The following is a 16,668-nucleotide window of genomic DNA, read 5'->3' on the forward strand; positions in this document are numbered from 1 at the left end:
TTACCGCCGGATTCGCCCGCGAGTTGCGTTGGTCACCACGCCACTCGTCCGGGTGGTGTAGGGGTTGTGACGTTTCGCGGGGGTGCCCCGCTGCCGACGATGCACGTACGGGTCGAAGGGAGACGGGTGATGCGTGCTCGGGTGCGGTGGGTGGCGGCGACGGCTGTGCTGGGAGCCGCCGTGCTCCCGGCTCAGGCCCACGCCGCGGACGCGACGTCCACCGGGTGGGGTTCCACGGGCAGCGTCGACGTGCTGATCGACAACCAGCACGTGGTCACCGGCGAACTCGCCCGCTGTGACGCCGACGGCCCCACCAGCGCCCGCACCGAGGGCGGCGAGACGGGTGACGTCGCGGAGTTCGGTCTCGGCGCCACCACGTGCGGCCGCAAGGACGCCGTCGCGCAGGTGCAGGCGGGCGGCCAGCGCTTCGAAGCCGACGTGCTCAAGCGCTACGGCGGCCCCGCGATCAAGGTCCGCACGTACTCGGCCGGCTGCACGACCACGCAGAACGGCGCCACCGGTTCGATCTCGATCGGCACGGTCACGGGCTTCACCGTGCCGTCGTCGATCCCCGCGAACTACCGCGTGACGATCCCCGGCGGCGAAGCGGGCACGGCGCTGGCCGCGGTCACGCTGAACGAGACCGTGACGCCGCAGCCCGCCGACGGCAGCCTGGTCACGCACGCCGTGCACATCCAGCTGTTCCCGCAGGGCGGCCCCGCGAGCGGCGACATCTACCTCGGCACCGCCGCGTGCAACCCGTTCGGCAAGGGCGGTGCGCCGAAGCCGCCGCGGACCTGACCGTCCACTCAGGACGCGGGGACCACCGCGGTGCCGCTGTAGGTGACGCCGGCCTTCGTGAAGTCCTCTAGCGCGGCGTCGACCGTCGGCTGCGAGCCGCCCACGGTCAGGTCCAGCAGGACCTTCACGGAGAAGCCCGCCTTGGCGGCGTCGAGGGCCGTGGCGCGCACGCAGAAGTCCGTGGCGATGCCGACCACCTCGACGTCGGTCACGTCGCGGGCGCGCAGCCAGTCTTCGAGCGACTGCCCGTCACCCGACTTGCCCTCGAAGCCCGAGTACGCCGCGGTGTACTCGCCCTTCGAGAAGACCGCCTCGATCGGCACGACGTCGAGCGACGGGTGGAACGACGCGCCCGGCGTGCCGGCGACGCAGTGCGGCGGCCAGCTGTCGTTGAAGTCCGGCGTGTCGCTGAAGTGGTCGCCCGGATCGATGTGGTGGTCGCGCGTGGCGACCACGTGGTCGTAGCCCCCTTCGGCCGTGTGCCGCGAGATCGCCTCCGCGGCCGCCGCCCCGCCGGGCAGGCCCAGCGAGCCCCCTTCGCAGAAGTCGTTCTGCACATCCACCACGATGAGCGCGGTTCCCATGCTCGGCTCCCTACTCGAGAAACGTCGTCGGTATCGCGGGCTCGCCGTGCGAGAGCTTGAGGCCCTCCCACGGCAGGCTGACCTGGGCGCGCCGCAACCGCGCCCGCGCGTCGTCCAGCGTGGGCAGATCATCCACCGCGCGGCCGCCGCGCACCAGGGGGATCTGCAGTTCGAGGTCGTGCTCCTCGGGCGCCGGCCGGCCCGAGGCCGCCGTCCACACGACCTCTTCCACGGCCGTGCCGGTGTGGCGGTGGCGGCGCAGCGCGTGCTTGCGGCCGCCGCGGGATTCCTTGTGGGCACTGCGTTTCGCGACGGGTTTGCCGTCGACCTCGACCAGTTTGTAGACCATGCCGGCGGTCGGCGCGCCCGAGCCCGTGACCACGGAAGTGCCCACACCGTAAGCGTCCACGGGCTCCGCGCGCAACGCGGCGATGGCGTGTTCGTCGAGGTCACCGGACACGACGATGCGGGTGTCCTTCGCGCCCAGCGCGTCGAGCTGGTCACGCGCTTTGCGGGCGAGCGGGCCGACGTCGCCCGAGTCGATGCGGATCGCGCCGAGGTCGGGCCCGGCCACGCGCACGGCGGTCTCGATGCCGGCGGTGATGTCGTAGGTGTCCACGAGCAGTGTCGTGTCCGCGCCCATCTTGTCGACCTGGGCGCGGAACGCCGCCTCCTCGCTGTCGTGCAGCAGCATGAAGGCGTGGGCGACCGTGCCGCGGGTCGGGATGCCGTAGCGGCGCCCGGCCTCGAGGTTCGACGTGGTGGCGAAGCCCGCGATATACGCGGCGCGCGCGGCGGCGACGGCCGCGTACTCGTGCGTGCGCCGGCCGCCCATCTCGATGATCGGGCGCCCGTGCGCCGCGCCGGCCATGCGCGCGGCCGCCGACGCGATCGCGCTGTCGTGGTTGAGGATCGACAGCACCAGCGTCTCGAGCAGCACCGCCTCGGCGAACGTGCCGCTCACGGTGAGCAGCGGCGATCCGGGGAAGTACAGCTCGCCCTCGGGGTAGCCGTCGACGTCGCCGGAGAACTCGTAGTTCGCGAGCCAGGACAGCGTGGGCTCGTCGACGACCGCGGTCTGCTCGAGCAGCGCCAGCTCGGCGTCGGTGAACCGGAAGTCGGCGATCGCGTCGAGCACGCGCGCGGTCCCGGCGACGACGCCGTAGCGGCGGCCGTCGGGCAGGCGCCGCGCGAAGACCTCGAACACGCACGGCCGCTCGGCGGTCCCGTCGGCCAGCGCGCTGCCCAGCATGGTCAGCTCGTAGTGGTCGGTGAGCAGCGCCGTGCTGGCGCTGGTGACCGGCTCGGGTGCACCCATGGGGCAAGCCTATTCACCCACATGGCCGGACCTGGCGCGGCGTACCCCGTGACCCCCGTGACACCATGGGGTGCATGTCCACGCCTGTCGCATCCGAACAGACGCAGGTTGATCCACTCGGGGCAGAGGTCGCCGACGTGGACAAGCCCTGGCGGACCGTCGTGTGGAACGATCCGGTCAACTTGATGTCGTACGTGACGTACGTGTTCCAGAAATTGTTCGGGTACAGCCGCGACCACGCCACGAAGCTGATGCTCGACGTGCACCACAAGGGCAAGGCCATCGTGTCGTCCGGCAGCAAGGAGAAGGTGGAGACGGACGTGGCGAAGCTGCACGCCGCCGGTCTGTGGGCGACGATGGAACAGCCCTCGTGAAGGCGTGGCGCCGCACGGGCGACGTGATCCTCGCCGGCTTCGAGCAGCAGGAGGCCGCCGTGCTGCGCGGCCTCGTCAGCCAGCTCGAAGACATGTTCCAGGCCCGCGCCGAGGAGGCGCCGCAGGACGAGCTGGCCGAGCTCACGGGCATCCGCACCGGCCCGTCGGAGTCGCCGGACGACCCGGTGCTCTCGCGGCTGCTGCCCGACTTCCACAAGCTCGACCCGGACAACCCGAGCCGCGAGGACATCGACTCCGCGGCGGCGATGCGCTCGCTGCACGAGCCCGAGCTGCTCGAGACGAAGGTCGGCGTCGCGAAGGTCGTGCTCGACACGCTGCCGCGCGACGGCGGCGACGTGCGGCTGGACTTCGAGCAGGCCGACGCGTGGCTGGCCGCGCTGAACGACGTGCGGCTCGCGCTCGGCACGGCGCTGGACGTCACCGAGGACATGCCCGACGAACTGCCGGACGACGACCCGCGGGCGCCGCACCTCGGCGTCTACCACTGGCTGACCTGGGTGCAGGAGACGCTGATCCAGGCGCTCACGGCGTAAGCGGCTCGAGCGAGGGGGGACCGATGAGCGGCATCACCGACGTGCCCGGCGTGCTGGTGGGGCACCACCACCGGCTCGGCGACGGGTGGGCGACCGGCACCACCGTGGTCCTCGTGCCGGACGGCGCGACCGGTGCCGTCGACCAGCGTGGCGGCGCGCCCGGCACGCGCGAGACGAACCTGCTGGAGCCGGAGAACCTGGTGCAGCGCGTGAACGCCGTCTGCCTCTCCGGTGGCAGCGCGTACGGGCTGGCCGCGGCCGACGGCGTGGTGCGGTGGCTTTCGGAGCGCAACCTCGGGTTCCCCGTCGGGCCGCAGCCGCACCAGGTGGTGCCGATCGTGCCCGCCGCGGTGTTGTTCGACCTGCCGCGCAGCACGTGGGGCAACCGGCCCGACGCCGATTTCGGTTACGCCGCTTGCGAAACGGCTTCGGCGACGTTCGCGTCGGGCACCGTCGGCGCCGGCGGCGGTGCCGTGGTCGGCTCGCTCAAGGGCGGCGTCGGCTCGGCGAGCGAGGTCGTCGGCGACGTGACCGTCGGCGCGCTCGCGGCCGTGAACGCCAGCGGGGAAGCCGTGGACTTCGCGACCGGCCGTCCGTTCGCCGCCGACCACGAGGTCGACGGTGAGTTCGGGGTCCGCTGGCCCGGCCGGCCGGGTGCGGCACCGCCGGCGCGCACCGACCTGAACACGACGATCGGCGTCGTGGCCTGCGACGCCGCGCTGTCGAAGGCCGAGGCGCGCCGCCTCGCGGTGGCCGCGCAGGACGGCCTCGCGCGAGCCGTGCGGCCGGCGCACACGATGTTCGACGGCGACACGGTGTTCGCCCTCGCCACGGGCGCCCAGCAGTTGCCCGCCACGGCGGGGACCTTCGCCGACGGGCAGCGCGCGGCGGCGCTCGACGCGTTGTGCGCGGCGGCGGCCCGGGTGTTCGCGCGGGCGATGCTGCACGGCCTGCTGTCGGCGACCGCTGCCGGCGGGGTGGTGGCCTACCGCGACGTCTGGCCCGAGGCGTTCTAGAGGTCCGGCAGCGGGTCCTGCGGGGTCCACGCGCCGTGGCGTTCGAGGTCCGCGGCGCGGACCGTGACCACGTCCTCGTCGGCGATCTCCAGCACCACGCCGGCGAACGAGATCGTCGGCCCCAGCGACGGGTGGATCTCCACCGGTCCCAGCTCCGTGCTCCGCGGCAGCTGTTCCCACACGGATTTCGGCCGCAGCCGGCGGAAGTGGCCGCAGGCGAGCACGGTGATGTGCCGGTCGGTCACGGCGACGAGGAAGCTGTGGAGCGCGGCCATGCCGTTGAGGTACAGCGAACTGCCCGCGAAGACGTACTGGAGCCGGTCGCCGTCGGCCAGGAACGGGCGGCAGCGGTCGCGGATCTTCGGCGGCACTGGCACGTCCCGATTGTCCCGCACCGGGTGGATGAGCGGAAGGTCTCACAGTATGGACACGGTCTTTCCACCACCTAAGATGTGCGTGTGCTCCGGATCCGCCGTGAACTCGTCGACGAGATCGTCGCCCACGCCCGCCGTGACCACCCCGACGAGGCCTGCGGGGTGATCGCCGGCCGGGCCGGTTCTGATGTGCCCGAACGGTTCATCCCGATGCTGAACGCGGCGCGCTCGCCGACGTTCTACGAATTCGACTCGGGCGACCTGCTGAAGCTCTACCGCGAGATGGACGCACGCGACGAGGTGCCCGTGGTGATCTACCACTCGCACACCGCGACGGAGGCCTACCCGTCGCGCACCGACGCGAACATCGCCGCCGAACCCGACGCGCACTACGTGCTCGTCTCCACGAAGGAGCCCGATTCGCACGAGTTCCGCTCGTACCGGATCGTGGACGCCGAGATCACCGAGGAGCCGGTCGAGATCGTCGACTGAGCTTCGAGGAACCACGGAATAACGCGGGGCGTCCCGTGCGTCAGCATCTAGGAACTCACCGGAGGTAGAAAACCATGGCCGTGACCGTCTCCATCCCGACCATCCTGCGCACCCACACCGGCGGCGAGAAGTCCGTCGAGGCGGCGGGAAAGACCGTCCTCGAGGTGATCGACGACGTCGAGTCGCGCCACGCCGGGATCAAGTCGCGCCTGGTCAAGGAGGAGAAGCTGCACCGGTTCATCAACGTCTACGTCAACGACGAGGACGTGCGCTTCGCCGGCGGGCTCGACGCCGAGGTGAAGGACGGCGACACCCTCACGATCCTGCCCGCCGTGGCCGGCGGCGCTCGCTGATCCCATGGCCCGCTACGAGTCCCTGCTCGAAGCGCTCGGCGGCACCCCGCTCGTGGGGCTCCCCCGGCTCTCGCCCACCCACGACGTGCGGCTGTGGGCGAAGCTCGAGGACCGCAACCCCACGGGCTCGATCAAGGACCGGCCCGCGCTGGCCATGATCGAGGCCGCGGAGCGCGAAGGACGGCTGCGCCGGGGTTCGACGATCCTCGAACCGACGTCGGGCAACACCGGCATTTCGCTCGCCATGGCCGCGAAGCTCAAGGGCTACGGGCTGGTGTGCGTCATGCCGGAGAACACCTCCACCGAGCGCAAGCAGCTGCTGCAGGCCTACGGCGCGCGGATTGTGTTCTCGCCGGCGGCGGGCGGCTCGAACGAGGCCGTGCGCCGGGCCAAGGAGCTGGCCGAGCAGAACCCGGACTGGGTGATGCTCTACCAGTACGGCAACCCGGCCAACGCCGACGCGCACTACCGCGGCACGGGCCCCGAGCTGCTCAAGGACCTGCCGACGGTGACCCATTTCGTGGGTGGCCTCGGCACGACGGGCACGCTCGTCGGTGTCGGGCGCTACCTGCACGAGGCCAAGCCCGACGTGCAGATCATCGCGGCCGAACCGCGGTACGGCGAGCTGGTCTACGGCCTGCGCAACCTCGACGAGGGGTTCGTGCCGGAGCTGTACGACCCCACAGTGCTCAACGGCCGGTACTCCGTCGGCGCCTACGACGCGCTCCGCCGGACGCGGGAGCTGCTGGAGCACGAGGGCATCTTCGCCGGGATCTCCACCGGTGCCGTCCTGCACGCCGCCCTGGCGGTCGCGGAGAAGGCGGCCGCTCGCGGCGAGCCCGCGGACGTCGCGTTCGTCGTCGCGGACGCCGGCTGGAAGTACCTGTCGACGGGCGCCTACGCGGGCTCCCTCGACGAAGCCGCCGAACGGCTCGACGGGCAGCTCTGGGCGTGAAGACGATCGGCCTCCTGGGCGGCATGAGCTGGGAGTCGTCGGCCGAGTACTACCGCTTGGTGAACTCGCGCGTGCGGGACGCGCTGGGCGGGTACCACTCCGCGCGGGTGGTGCTGTACTCGGTCGACTTCGCCGAGATCGAGGCCATGCAGTCGGCGGGCGACTGGGCGGCGGCGGGACAGGTGCTGTCCGCCGCCGCTTCGGCGTTGGAGGCGGCGGGCGCGGACGTGATCGTGTTGTGCACCAACACGATGCACAAGGTCGCGCCGGCGCTGCAGGTCGCCGTGCCGTTCCTGCACCTGGGGGACACGACGGCCGCGGCGGTGCGCGCGGCCGGCGTTTCCCGGGTGGGGTTGCTGGGGACGGCGTTCACGATGAGCCAGCCCTTCTACCGGGAACGCCTTGCGGCGCACGGGCTTTCGGTGGTTGTGCCATCCGATGTGGACCGGGAGCTGGTGCACCGGGTGATATATGACGAGCTCGTGCAAGGGGTTGTGCGACTGTCCTCGCGGGAGGCTTACCGGGGCGTGATCTCGCGGCTGGTCGAGGCCGGCGCCGAGGGCGTGATCTACGGGTGCACGGAGATCGAGCTGCTCGTCGACCGGTCCGACAGCCCGGTGCCGGCGTTCCCGACCACGCGGCTGCACGCGGAAGCCGCCGTGGATTGGGCTCTGGGGTTGCGGGAGCTGCCGCCGGCTCCGGCCTGAGAGCCCCTGGCAGGGCTTGCCAGCGGGGTGCCAGCGCGGTGTGCGGCTCGTGCCAGCGGATCTTGTCAGTCTTCGTGCCGAGGGCGGCCGAGCGGGCTGCCCCGGAACGCGAGGAGCCGCCATGCACACCCCAGTCACGATCATCGGTGCCGGCCTCGGCGGGCTGACGCTCGCCCGGGTCCTGCACGTCCACGGAATTCCCGCCACCGTCTACGAAGCCGAGCCGTCCCCGACGGCCCGCGCGCAGGGCGGGATGCTCGACATCCACGACTACAACGGGCAGCTCGCCGTCGAGGCGGCCGGGCTGATGGCCGAGTTCCGCGGCCTCGTCCTCGAGGGCCGCCAGCAGATGCGGATCCTCGACCGCGACGGGCGCGTCCTGTTCGACAAGCCCGACGACGGCACGGGCGGGCGCCCCGAAGTGCAACGTGGCGAGCTGCGCCGACTGCTGCTCGACTCGCTGCCGGCCGGCACCGTCCGGTGGGGACACAAGGTCACGGGCGTCCGCGCTCTGGGCGAGGGCCGGCACGAAGTCCGCTTCGCCGACGGCGGTGCCGTGATCACGAGCCTGCTGGTCGGCGCGGACGGCACGTGGTCGCGCGTCCGGCCCCTGCTGTCGGCCGCCGTGCCCGAGTACGCCGGGGCGGCGTTCGTCGAGACCTACCTGTTCGACGCCGACACCCGCCACCCGGCCACCGCGAAAGCCGTCGGCGGCGGTTCGATGGGCGCGCCCGCGTCGCGCAAGGCGATCATGGCCCACCGCGAAAGCGGCGACACCGTGCACACCTACGTTTCGCTCACCAGGCCGCTGGAGTGGTTCGAGGCCATCGACTTCACCGACGCCTCGGCGGCCGGCGCCCGCGTCGCGCGCGAGTTCACCGGCTGGGCGCCGGAACTCACGGCCCTGATCACCGACGCCGACACCGACCCCGTGCTGCGCCCGCACTACACCCTGCCCGCCGACCACCACTGGGCCCGCGTCCCGGGCGTGACCCTCGTGGGCGACGCCGCGCACGTCATGCCCCCCAACGGCGAAGGCGCCAACCTCGCCATGCTCGACGGCGCCGAACTCGCCCAGGCCCTGGCCGCCCACCCCGGCGACGGCGAAGGCGCCCTCACCGCGTTCGAACCGGCGATGTTCAAGCGCAGCACCGACATCGCCGCCCAGGGCGACGAGGTCGACGCCCTCCTCGACGGCAAGACCGACGACGAGGTGGCGCAGGCGCTGATCTCCGCGTTCTCCTCGCTCCCCGGCACGGAACCCACCCGCTGACCCCCGTCCACGCACCCCCGCCCGACCGCCCGACGACGTGCGCTCGGCCGGGGAACGCCGTGCCGGCGCGGAAAACCGCGAGGCGCACCGGCGAAACCGCATTAGCCTCACGGTATGTCCAGCTTCGACGCCGCGATGCGGATGACGCGGCGCCACGACCCGCAGTCCCGGGAAGACGGCTTTCAGCTGCTGCTCGCCCGCGCGGCCGACCACGTCGACGCTCTGCTCGCCGAGTTCGAAACCGAGCAGGACCCGGGCTTGCGCTGCTGGCTCCTGGAACTCATCGGCGCGGCCGAGTCGCCGAAGGCGCTGCCCGTCCTCGTCACCCAGCTCGACAGCCCCGACGAAGCCCTGCGGAGCCGGGCGGCCCGGGGTCTGAGCCGGCTCGGGACCCGCGAAGCGCGCACGGCGTTGTGGCGGGCCCGGGCGAACAGTCCCGGACACCGCCCCTGAACTCGAACATCAGGGAATTCACCCGAGGTCACGCGTACCGGACCGACGTAACCTGGAGCACGTGACCACACCACCACTGCAGCCGTTGCCGTTCGGGGACCAGCCGGCCGACAAGCCGGCGCGCACCGACGTCCGCAAGCGCATCCTGCCGCCCAATCCGAAGGCGGCGGCGATCGTCGCGGTGGGGTTCACGTTGGTGCTCTACTTGGTGGAGCTGGTGGACGTGATCCTGCCGGCCGACCTCGACCACGGGGGCATCGTGTCGAGGCAGCTCTCGGGGCTGGACGGGATCCTGTGGGCGCCGTTGCTGCACGCGGGCTGGGGGCACCTGTTCTCGAACACCGTGCCGGTCCTCGTGCTGTCGTTCCTGGCGATGGCGGCGGGCATCGGGCGCTGGGCGGTCGTCACGGCGATCATCTGGCTCGTCTCCGGCGTGGGGGTGTGGCTGGTCGGGCCGTCGAACACGTACACGGTCGGCGCGTCCGGGCTGGCGTTCGGGTGGCTCGCGTTCCTGCTGGTCCGTGGCATCTTCAACCGCGCGTTCGGGCAGATCGTGGTCGCGATCGTGCTGCTGGGCGTGTGGAGCGGCATGCTGTGGGGCCTGCTGCCGGGCAACCCCGGGATCTCCTGGCAGGGCCACCTCTTCGGTGCGCTCGCCGGTGTCCTCGCGGCCTGGCTCACGTCCCGGGGCGATCGCCCCGAGAAGGAGCTCGCGGGTAGCCTCGAGGCGTGAGTTCCCCGACCGCCGACGCGCCCATCGGGGTTTTCGATTCCGGCGTCGGCGGGCTGACCGTCGCCCGGTCGATCCTCGAACTCCTGCCCGCCGAGCAGCTGCGCTACGTGGGCGACACCGCCCACAACCCCTACGGCCCGCTCCCCATCGCCACGGCCCGCGAGTACGCGCTCGAAGCCCTCGACGACCTCGTCGAACGCGGCGTGAAAGCACTGGTCATCGCGTGCAACACCGCGTCCGCCGCCTGCCTGCGCGACGCGCGTGAGCGCTACGACGTCCCGGTCATCGAGGTCGTCCTGCCCGCCGCGCGCCGAGCCGCGTCGGTGACGCACAGCGGCCGCGTCGGCGTGATCGGCACGGAGGGCACGGTCCGCTCCCGCGCGTACGACGACGCGTTCGCCGCGGCCCCCGACGTCCGGCTCACCAGCGTCGCCTGCCCCCGGTTCGTCGACTTCGTGGAGCGGGGCATCACGTCCGGCCGCCAGGTGCTCGGTCTCACCCAGGGTTACCTGCAGCCGCTGCTCGACGCCCAGGTCGACACGCTGGTGCTCGGCTGCACGCACTACCCGTTGCTCTCGGGCGTGCTGCAGATCGTGATGGGCCACGACGTCACGCTCGTCTCCAGCGCCGACGAGACGGCCAAGGACCTCTTCCGCGTGCTCACCGAACTCGACCTGCTGGCCGACCGCGACGAGGCCCCGAAGCACGAGTTCGTCGCCACCGGTTCCCCCGAGCCGTTCACGCGGCTCGCGGCGCGGTTCATGGGCTTCGCGCCGGGTGTCCTCGCTCCGACCAGCGCGTAGCAGCGCCGGAGTTAGGGTGACGGTGTGCGACTGACGATCCTCGGCTGCTCGGGCAGCGTTCCCGGGCCGAACACCGCCGCGTCCGGGTACCTGCTGGAAGCGGAGGGCTTCCGCCTCGGACTCGAGCTCGGCAACGGCGCGTTCGCGCAGCTCCAGACCGTGCTCGACCCGTTCGACCTCGACGCGCTCGTCCTGTCGCACCTGCACTCCGACCATTGCGCCGACGTCAACGCCCTCACGGTCCTGCGCCGCTACCACCCGGCGCCGCCGTACCCGGCGCGGCCGCGGCGGCTGCCGCTGTACGCGCCGCCGGAAGCGCCCTCGCGGCTGGCCAACGCGTACGCCGCCGACGCCGACGAGCGCGCCGCCGCGGACCTGTCCGACGTGTACGACTTCCACGTGCTGCGCGAGGAGACCACGCGGATCGGCCCGTTCGAGGTCACCGCCGCGGCCGTGCACCACCCGACGCCCGCGTTCGGCCTGCGGATCTCCTACGGCGGCAGCATCCTCGCCTACACCGGCGACACCGGGCCGTGCGCGGCGCTGGGGGAGCTGGCCGACGGCGTCGACGTGCTGCTGTCCGAAGCGTCCTGGACCGAGGCGGCCGACCGGCCGCCGGGCGTGCACCTGTCCGGGAAACAGGCCGGTGAGCTGGCGAAGGACGCCGCCGTCGGCCGGCTGCTGCTCACGCACGTCGCGCCGTGGACCGACCGGGCCGCGGTGCTCGCGGAGGCCGAAGCGATCTTCCCGGACAGCGAGCTCGTGACCCAGGGCGCCGTCTACGACATCTGAGCGGCGGACCGTCGGTGGCCTGCCTTAAAGTGCACGGCGTGACGAGGAAAGATGGCAGGAACGACGACCAGCTCCGCGACATCAAGATCACCCGCGGTTTCCAGAAGTGGCCTGCCGGTTCGGTGCTCATCGAGTTCGGCAACACGCGCGTGCTGTGCGCGGCCAGCGTCACCGAGGGTGTCCCGCGCTGGCGGGCGGGCTCCGGCCTGGGGTGGGTCACGGCGGAGTACGCGATGCTCCCGTCGGCGACCAACACCCGCGGCGACCGCGAGTCGGTGAAGGGCCGCATCGGTGGCCGCACCCACGAGATCTCCCGGCTGATCGGCCGGTCGCTGCGCGCGTGCATCGACCTCGCGGCGCTCGGCGAGAACACGATCGTGATCGACTGCGACGTGATCCAGGCCGACGGCGGCACGCGCACGGCGGCCGTGACCGGCGGCTACGTCGCGCTGCACGACGCGATCACCTGGCTCGGCGCGGCGAACCGGCTCAACGACCCGCAGCCGCTGTCCTCGTCGGTCGCGGCGGTGAGCGTCGGGGTGGTCGACGGCCGGGTGCGCCTGGACCTGCCGTACGAAGAGGACTCGCGCGCGGAGGTCGACATGAACGTCGTCGCCACCGACGCCGGCACGCTCATCGAGGTGCAGGGCACCGGTGAGGGCGCGACGTTCGCCCGGTCCACTCTGGACACCATGCTCGACCTGGCCCTCGCCGGCTGCGCGGAGCTCACACGGCTGCAGAACGAGGCGCTGGCGCTGCCCTACCCGGGTGAGCTGCCGCAGCCGCGTCCGGACAAGAAGAAGGGCGCCAAGTGACGAAGCTGTTGCTGGCCACGCGCAACCAGAAGAAGCTCGGCGAGCTGCGGCGCATCCTCGATGCCGAAGGCATCTCGGGCGTCGAGGTGCTGGGCCTCGCGGACGTCGACGAGTTCCCCGAGGCGCCGGAAACGGCTCCCGACTTCGAGGGCAACGCCGTGGCCAAGGCCCGCGACGCCGTCGAGGCCACCGGCCTGCCCGCCGTCGCCGACGACTCGGGTTTGGCGGTCGACGCCCTCAACGGCATGCCGGGCATCCTGTCCGCGCGCTGGGCCGGCCGCCACGGCGACGACGACGCCAACCTCGACCTCGTCCTCGCCCAGCTCTCCGACACCCCCGACGACCGCCGCGGCGCCGCCTTCGTGTGCGCCGCCGCGCTCGTCCTCCCGTCCGGCGAGGAAACCGTCGTCCGCGGCGAATGGCGCGGCACGTTGCTGCGCGAACGCCGTGGTACCAACGGTTTCGGCTACGACCCGATCTTCGTCCCGGACGGCGGAACCCTCACGTCGGCGGAGCTCGAACCGTCCGAAAAGGACGCTGCGTCGCACCGCGGGCGCGCACTGCGGGCGTTGCTGCCGGCGCTGCGGGAGCTCGCCGGTTCCTGACGGCTACTCGTCGCTCGGGCCCATGACCTGGATTTCGCAGGTCCGCTCGGTCGTCTCGTAGTTCGGCGGCTGGTCGCTGCTCGTGAAGCGCCACGGCGATTCGTCGTCGTCCGGGGTCTCGGCCACGTGCATGCCTTGCGCGGTCATGCACTGGACCCAGCGGTGCACGTTGTCCTTGTACGCGGGGTTCGCCGAGTCTTCGCCCCACGGCAGCAGGGGCAGCTTCGACCGGCAGGCGTCGCCGGCGGCCTTGTGGTCCTTCGCCCACTGCTCGGCTCCGGCGATGGAGTGGGGTTGCGAGTCGACGTCGGCGTCGTGGTCCTTCATGCACGTGCGCCACGGTTCGATCAGCCGCTTCGAGTCCTCCGGTGACTCGTCGACGCGGTGGCGGGGCCGGCCGGCGTCGGGGTCCGCGGGCGCCGAGGACGAAGGCGCGGCCGAGGACGATGCCGGGCCGAGCGAGGCGACCGCCGGGCCCGGCGCGGCGGGCGCCGAGCACGCCGTCACGACCACCGCCAGCGCTGCCAGCAAGACCACTTTGGACACTCGAAGCCCCCTCACGTCGTCGCCAGCGCTTGCGTCGGCGTCAACCTCGACGCGCGGATCGACGGGTGGATGCCCGCGAGCGCCCCGACCAGCAGCGCCCCGGCGACGCCACCGGCCACGGCGACCGGCGGGATCACCGGCGGCCAGCCCTGGTACGTCGTGTACCCCAGCGTCACCACGATCCCCAGCACCGTCCCGGCCAGGCCGCCGAGCCCGGACAGCGCGACGGCCTCGGTGAGGAACTGCCCGCGGATCTGGCCCCGCGTCGCGCCCAGAGCGCGCCGCAGCCCGATCTCACGACGGCGTTCCAGCACCGAGATGAACATCGTGTTGGCCACCCCGACCCCGCCGACCAGCAGCGCCACCCCGGCGAGACCGAGGAACAGCGCCGAGAACGTCGTCTGGCTCGCCTGCTTGGCCGCCAGCGCGTCCGACGGCCTGCTCACCTGCACGAGGCCCGGCAACTGCGGGTACAACGTCGCCGGCAGCACGGCCCGCACGTCGGCGATCGCGTCCTCGCGCGCCTTCACGTACACGACTGTCGGGTGGCCGTCGAACCCGAGGAACTGCTTGGCCGAGCCCCAGCCCACGAGCACCGCGCGTTCGATGTCCGGCGCGAGCGGCATCGGCGCCAGCACGCCGGTGACGGTGAACCACTGCTCGCCGATCATCACGATCGGCGCGGGCTGCCCCGGCACCACGCGGGACACGCCCAGCCGCGAAGCCGCGACGTACCCGAGCACGACCGCGGGCAGGTTCTGCGTCGACGCGTCGAGGAACTTCCCGCTGCCCACCTTGCCGTTCACCGCGTCGAGCAGGTCGAGGCTGCTCGCCAGCACCGCGAGGCCCGAGCCGTCCTGCGGGTCGGTGAGGTCGGAGCGGCGGACGGTGGTGTGCGTGTTCGCGACGCCCGCCGCCGTGGTCACCGGGCCGATCCGCGCGACGCTGCCCACGGCCGATTCCGCCAGCAGCACCGGCGGGTTCTGGTTCGGCTGCGGTTCGGCGCGCAGCATGTTCGTGCCCAGCGCGGTCAGCTTGTCCAGCAGCGCCGCCTGGCTCGACGCCGGGATGCCGGTGACCACGATCATCGTCGCGATGCCCAGCGAGATCCCGAGCGCGGACAGCGCCGCGCGCAACCGCCGCGTGCTGATCCCCAGCAGCCCCAAGCGAAGGACGTCGCGCAGGCCCAGCCGCACCGGCCGGGTGTCGAGGGCGCTCACGCCGCACGCACCACGAGGTCGGCCACGATCCGGCCGTCGCGGAACTCGACGCGCCGCGGCAGGCGTGCCGCGATGTCGCGGTCGTGCGTGATGATCGCGATGGTCGTGCCTTCGGCGTTGAGTCCCTGCAACAGCTCCAGCACCGCCCGGCCGTTCGCGGTGTCGAGCGCGCCCGTCGGTTCGTCGGCGAGCACGAGCGCCGGATCGTTGACCACGGCCCGGGCGATCGCGACGCGCTGGCGTTCCCCGCCGGAGAGCTCGTGCGGCCGGTGGTCCACGCGGTGCGTGAGCCCGACGCGCGCGAGCGCCTCCAGCGCGAGCGGCCGCCGCTGCCGCCGCGGGACCCCCGCGTACAGCAGGCCGGTGGCGACGTTCTCGGCCGCGCTGAGCCCGTCGGTCAGGTGGAACTGCTGGAAGACGAACCCCAGCCACCGGCCGCGCAGCGCGGACAACCGCCGGTCGCTCAGCTGCGTCACGTCCTGGCCGCCCAGCTCGACCGCGCCCGACGACGGCAGGTCGAGCGTGCCGGCGATGTTGAGCAGCGTCGACTTCCCCGAACCGGACGGGCCGACGATCGCCAGCAGTTCGCCCGCGGCCACGTCGAGGGACACGTCGTCGAGCGCCGTGACGTCGCCGGGGTAGTGCTTGCTCACCCCGCGCAGGGCCAGCACCGGGGTCACGAGGTCGTCACCACCCGCAGGCCCGCGGTGATGCCGGGGCCGCTGATCTCCACCTGGTCGCGGGCGAACATGCCCGTTTTCACCGGCACGAGCTTCCCGCCCTGGACCTGCACGGCGTACCCGCCTTCGCGCAACGCCAGCAGTGCGCCGATCGGCACAGCCAGCACCCCGGCGTGCGTTTCCGTGGCCACCTCGACCTGTACCGACGCCGAGTCGAGGTCGGCGACGTCCGCGGCGTTCGCGGGCACCACGGTCACGTTCACCTTCGGCGGTCCCTGCTGGCCGCCCGCCGGATCGTCGGTGCCGCCCTGGACGGCGGTGCTCACCGACGTCACCTTCGCGGGGATCTCCTTGCCGTCGGGGCGGACCACGGTCACGTCCTGGCCCGTTTTCACCGAGCCGACCTCCGCCGCGTCGATCGGCGCGACCACGACCTTGGCGGTCGGTGTCGTGGTGAGCAGCGGGCCGGCCGCGGGGTCGCCGAGCTGCGCCGTCACGCTGTTCACCCGTGCCTCGCCGGGCAGCACCACGACCTGGCCGACGTCGAGCGTGCCGGTGTCGGGCAGTCCCGCTTTCTTCTCCCACCTCTTCAGCGCGTCGCCGAACGTGAACTTCGCCTTCAGCGGGTCCTTCGCCCGGCTGCCGACGGAGTAGCCGAGCCGGGCCAGGTTGTCCGCGACCATCGCGACGTCCGGGCCGGTCAGGTCGGCGTTGTCGAGCTTGCGGAACAGCGGGGTGTCGCCGAAGAACACGGGCACCGGCACGCCGTTCACGGAGTACAGCGGCTTGCCCCGCGCGGCCACGGTGCCGACGTCCGGCAGCTGCGTCACCACGCCGGCACCGGCGCCCTTGAGCGGCTCCGGCGTGCCGTAGCCGAGGGTGCCGGTGAACGAGCGCGTGTTCGACAAATCCGTTTTCTGCACCGCCACGGTGGTCACGGGCGGCGGCGGTGCGGCGGCTTCCGCCGTCCCGCGGCCGTGGTCGACCACCACGTAGGCGCCGGCACCGAGCACCACCACGGCGACGGCCGCGGCTGAGACGACGACCGCGCGCCGCCGGGTCCTACCGGCCACTGAAGGCCTCCATCACAGTCTTCGGGGGAACTCTCGACCGGCGCGTCCGAAGTGGACGAAGGCCGGCTCCGGAGGCCACTATCGCGGCGAATTGTCAGGAAGCCGTCAGGAAGCCGTGCTGATCCGGTGTTCGCGGGCCTGCGCTGG

22 protein-coding genes are annotated in these 16,668 nt (G+C 72.3%); 15 read left to right on the forward strand and 7 right to left on the reverse strand.

From position 1 onward, the window contains the following. Window positions 1–129: 129 nt before the first annotated feature. Window positions 130–801, forward strand: coding sequence for a hypothetical protein (locus ACIA77_RS17545; RefSeq protein ID WP_395886913.1), 672 nt, complete (start codon window positions 130–132; stop codon window positions 799–801). Between the two features lie 8 nt (window positions 802–809). Here the strand turns inward: ACIA77_RS17545 and ACIA77_RS17550 are convergent, their stop codons facing one another. Both ACIA77_RS17550 and ACIA77_RS17555 read right to left on the reverse strand, forming a co-directional pair. Then, the gene (locus tag ACIA77_RS17550) at window positions 810–1,385 is read right to left on the reverse strand and encodes an isochorismatase family protein (protein ID WP_395886914.1); all 576 of its coding nucleotides are present in this window, start codon (window positions 1,383–1,385) and stop codon (window positions 810–812) included. 10 nt (window positions 1,386–1,395) lie between these two features. After that, window positions 1,396–2,703: a nicotinate phosphoribosyltransferase gene (locus tag ACIA77_RS17555; protein ID WP_395886915.1), complete on the reverse strand. Its 1,308-nt coding sequence runs from the start codon at window positions 2,701–2,703 to the stop codon at window positions 1,396–1,398. 74 nt (window positions 2,704–2,777) lie between these two features. Between ACIA77_RS17555 and clpS the strand changes: the two genes are divergently transcribed. Genes clpS through ACIA77_RS17570 form a run of 3 tightly spaced genes read left to right on the forward strand, consistent with a single transcriptional unit; the run spans window position 2,778 to window position 4,647 of the window. Then, on the forward strand, window positions 2,778–3,077 hold the full coding sequence (gene clpS / locus ACIA77_RS17560) for an ATP-dependent Clp protease adapter ClpS (RefSeq protein WP_204093800.1): 300 nt from the start codon (window positions 2,778–2,780) through the stop codon (window positions 3,075–3,077). After that, window positions 3,074–3,631 carry a DUF2017 domain-containing protein gene (locus ACIA77_RS17565; protein WP_395886916.1) on the forward strand — a complete coding sequence of 186 codons (558 nt, stop codon included), beginning with the start codon at window positions 3,074–3,076 and terminating at the stop codon, window positions 3,629–3,631. Before clpS ends, ACIA77_RS17565 begins: the two co-directional genes overlap by 4 nt. Before the next feature lie 23 nt (window positions 3,632–3,654). Continuing rightward, complete coding sequence (locus ACIA77_RS17570; RefSeq protein ID WP_395886917.1) at window positions 3,655–4,647, forward strand: P1 family peptidase; 993 nt, start codon at window positions 3,655–3,657, stop codon at window positions 4,645–4,647. On the opposite strand, the gene ACIA77_RS17575 is transcribed toward ACIA77_RS17570, so the two are convergent. Next, window positions 4,644–5,024 (reverse strand): hypothetical protein, encoded by a 381-nt coding sequence (locus tag ACIA77_RS17575; protein WP_395886918.1) that lies wholly within the window; start codon window positions 5,022–5,024, stop codon window positions 4,644–4,646. The genes ACIA77_RS17570 and ACIA77_RS17575 overlap by 4 nt on opposite strands. Before the next feature lie 81 nt (window positions 5,025–5,105). Here ACIA77_RS17575 and ACIA77_RS17580 point away from each other — a divergent pair, with 81 nt between their 5' ends. The 11 genes from ACIA77_RS17580 (at window position 5,106) to rdgB (ending at window position 13,002) form a co-directional block, all read left to right on the forward strand. Beyond that, on the forward strand, window positions 5,106–5,513 hold the full coding sequence (locus ACIA77_RS17580; RefSeq protein ID WP_395886919.1) for a Mov34/MPN/PAD-1 family protein: 408 nt from the start codon (window positions 5,106–5,108) through the stop codon (window positions 5,511–5,513). A gap of 74 nt (window positions 5,514–5,587) precedes the next feature. After that, window positions 5,588–5,866 carry a MoaD/ThiS family protein gene (locus ACIA77_RS17585; RefSeq protein ID WP_395886920.1) on the forward strand — a complete coding sequence of 93 codons (279 nt, stop codon included), beginning with the start codon at window positions 5,588–5,590 and terminating at the stop codon, window positions 5,864–5,866. A gap of 4 nt (window positions 5,867–5,870) precedes the next feature. Next, on the forward strand, window positions 5,871–6,821 hold the full coding sequence (locus ACIA77_RS17590; RefSeq protein ID WP_395886921.1) for a PLP-dependent cysteine synthase family protein: 951 nt from the start codon (window positions 5,871–5,873) through the stop codon (window positions 6,819–6,821). Continuing rightward, window positions 6,818–7,528 (forward strand): aspartate/glutamate racemase family protein, encoded by a 711-nt coding sequence (locus ACIA77_RS17595; protein WP_395886922.1) that lies wholly within the window; start codon window positions 6,818–6,820, stop codon window positions 7,526–7,528. The genes ACIA77_RS17590 and ACIA77_RS17595 overlap by 4 nt, the downstream gene beginning before the upstream one ends. Before the next feature lie 121 nt (window positions 7,529–7,649). Beyond that, window positions 7,650–8,801, forward strand: coding sequence for an FAD-dependent oxidoreductase (locus ACIA77_RS17600; protein ID WP_395886923.1), 1,152 nt, complete (start codon window positions 7,650–7,652; stop codon window positions 8,799–8,801). 114 nt (window positions 8,802–8,915) lie between these two features. Continuing rightward, window positions 8,916–9,254, forward strand: coding sequence for a HEAT repeat domain-containing protein (locus tag ACIA77_RS17605; protein WP_395886924.1), 339 nt, complete (start codon window positions 8,916–8,918; stop codon window positions 9,252–9,254). An 85-nt stretch (window positions 9,255–9,339) separates the two neighbouring features. Next, entirely contained in the window at window positions 9,340–9,987 is a 648-nt protein-coding gene (locus tag ACIA77_RS17610) for a rhomboid family intramembrane serine protease (RefSeq protein ID WP_395887041.1), read from the forward strand. After that, window positions 9,984–10,790, forward strand: coding sequence for a glutamate racemase (gene murI / locus ACIA77_RS17615; RefSeq protein ID WP_395886925.1), 807 nt, complete (start codon window positions 9,984–9,986; stop codon window positions 10,788–10,790). Before ACIA77_RS17610 ends, murI begins: the two co-directional genes overlap by 4 nt. 24 nt (window positions 10,791–10,814) lie before the next feature. Continuing rightward, window positions 10,815–11,582, forward strand: a complete 768-nt coding sequence (locus ACIA77_RS17620) for an MBL fold metallo-hydrolase (RefSeq protein ID WP_395886926.1) — start codon at window positions 10,815–10,817, stop codon at window positions 11,580–11,582. A 38-nt stretch (window positions 11,583–11,620) separates the two neighbouring features. Beyond that, window positions 11,621–12,397 carry a ribonuclease PH gene (rph, locus tag ACIA77_RS17625; protein ID WP_395886927.1) on the forward strand — a complete coding sequence of 259 codons (777 nt, stop codon included), beginning with the start codon at window positions 11,621–11,623 and terminating at the stop codon, window positions 12,395–12,397. Continuing rightward, window positions 12,394–13,002, forward strand: a complete 609-nt coding sequence (gene rdgB / locus ACIA77_RS17630) for an RdgB/HAM1 family non-canonical purine NTP pyrophosphatase (RefSeq protein ID WP_395886928.1) — start codon at window positions 12,394–12,396, stop codon at window positions 13,000–13,002. The genes rph and rdgB overlap by 4 nt, the downstream gene beginning before the upstream one ends. A 3-nt stretch (window positions 13,003–13,005) precedes the next feature. Here rdgB and ACIA77_RS17635 read toward each other — a convergent pair whose 3' ends face one another. Genes ACIA77_RS17635 through ACIA77_RS17650 form a run of 4 tightly spaced genes read right to left on the reverse strand, consistent with a single transcriptional unit; the run spans window position 13,006 to window position 16,521 of the window. After that, on the reverse strand, window positions 13,006–13,548 hold the full coding sequence (locus ACIA77_RS17635) for a hypothetical protein (protein ID WP_395886929.1): 543 nt from the start codon (window positions 13,546–13,548) through the stop codon (window positions 13,006–13,008). An 11-nt stretch (window positions 13,549–13,559) separates the two neighbouring features. Beyond that, the gene (locus tag ACIA77_RS17640; RefSeq protein WP_395886930.1) at window positions 13,560–14,768 is read right to left on the reverse strand and encodes an ABC transporter permease; all 1,209 of its coding nucleotides are present in this window, start codon (window positions 14,766–14,768) and stop codon (window positions 13,560–13,562) included. Then, window positions 14,765–15,448, reverse strand: a complete 684-nt coding sequence (locus ACIA77_RS17645; protein WP_395886931.1) for an ABC transporter ATP-binding protein — start codon at window positions 15,446–15,448, stop codon at window positions 14,765–14,767. The genes ACIA77_RS17640 and ACIA77_RS17645 overlap by 4 nt, the downstream gene beginning before the upstream one ends. Beyond that, window positions 15,445–16,521 carry a peptidoglycan-binding protein gene (locus ACIA77_RS17650; RefSeq protein WP_395886932.1) on the reverse strand — a complete coding sequence of 359 codons (1,077 nt, stop codon included), beginning with the start codon at window positions 16,519–16,521 and terminating at the stop codon, window positions 15,445–15,447. The genes ACIA77_RS17645 and ACIA77_RS17650 overlap by 4 nt, the downstream gene beginning before the upstream one ends. Window positions 16,522–16,668 lie beyond the last annotated feature (147 nt).

The sequence above is a fragment of the Amycolatopsis sp. NPDC051903 genome, assembly GCF_044452505.1.
Taxonomy (GTDB): domain Bacteria; phylum Actinomycetota; class Actinomycetes; order Mycobacteriales; family Pseudonocardiaceae; genus Amycolatopsis.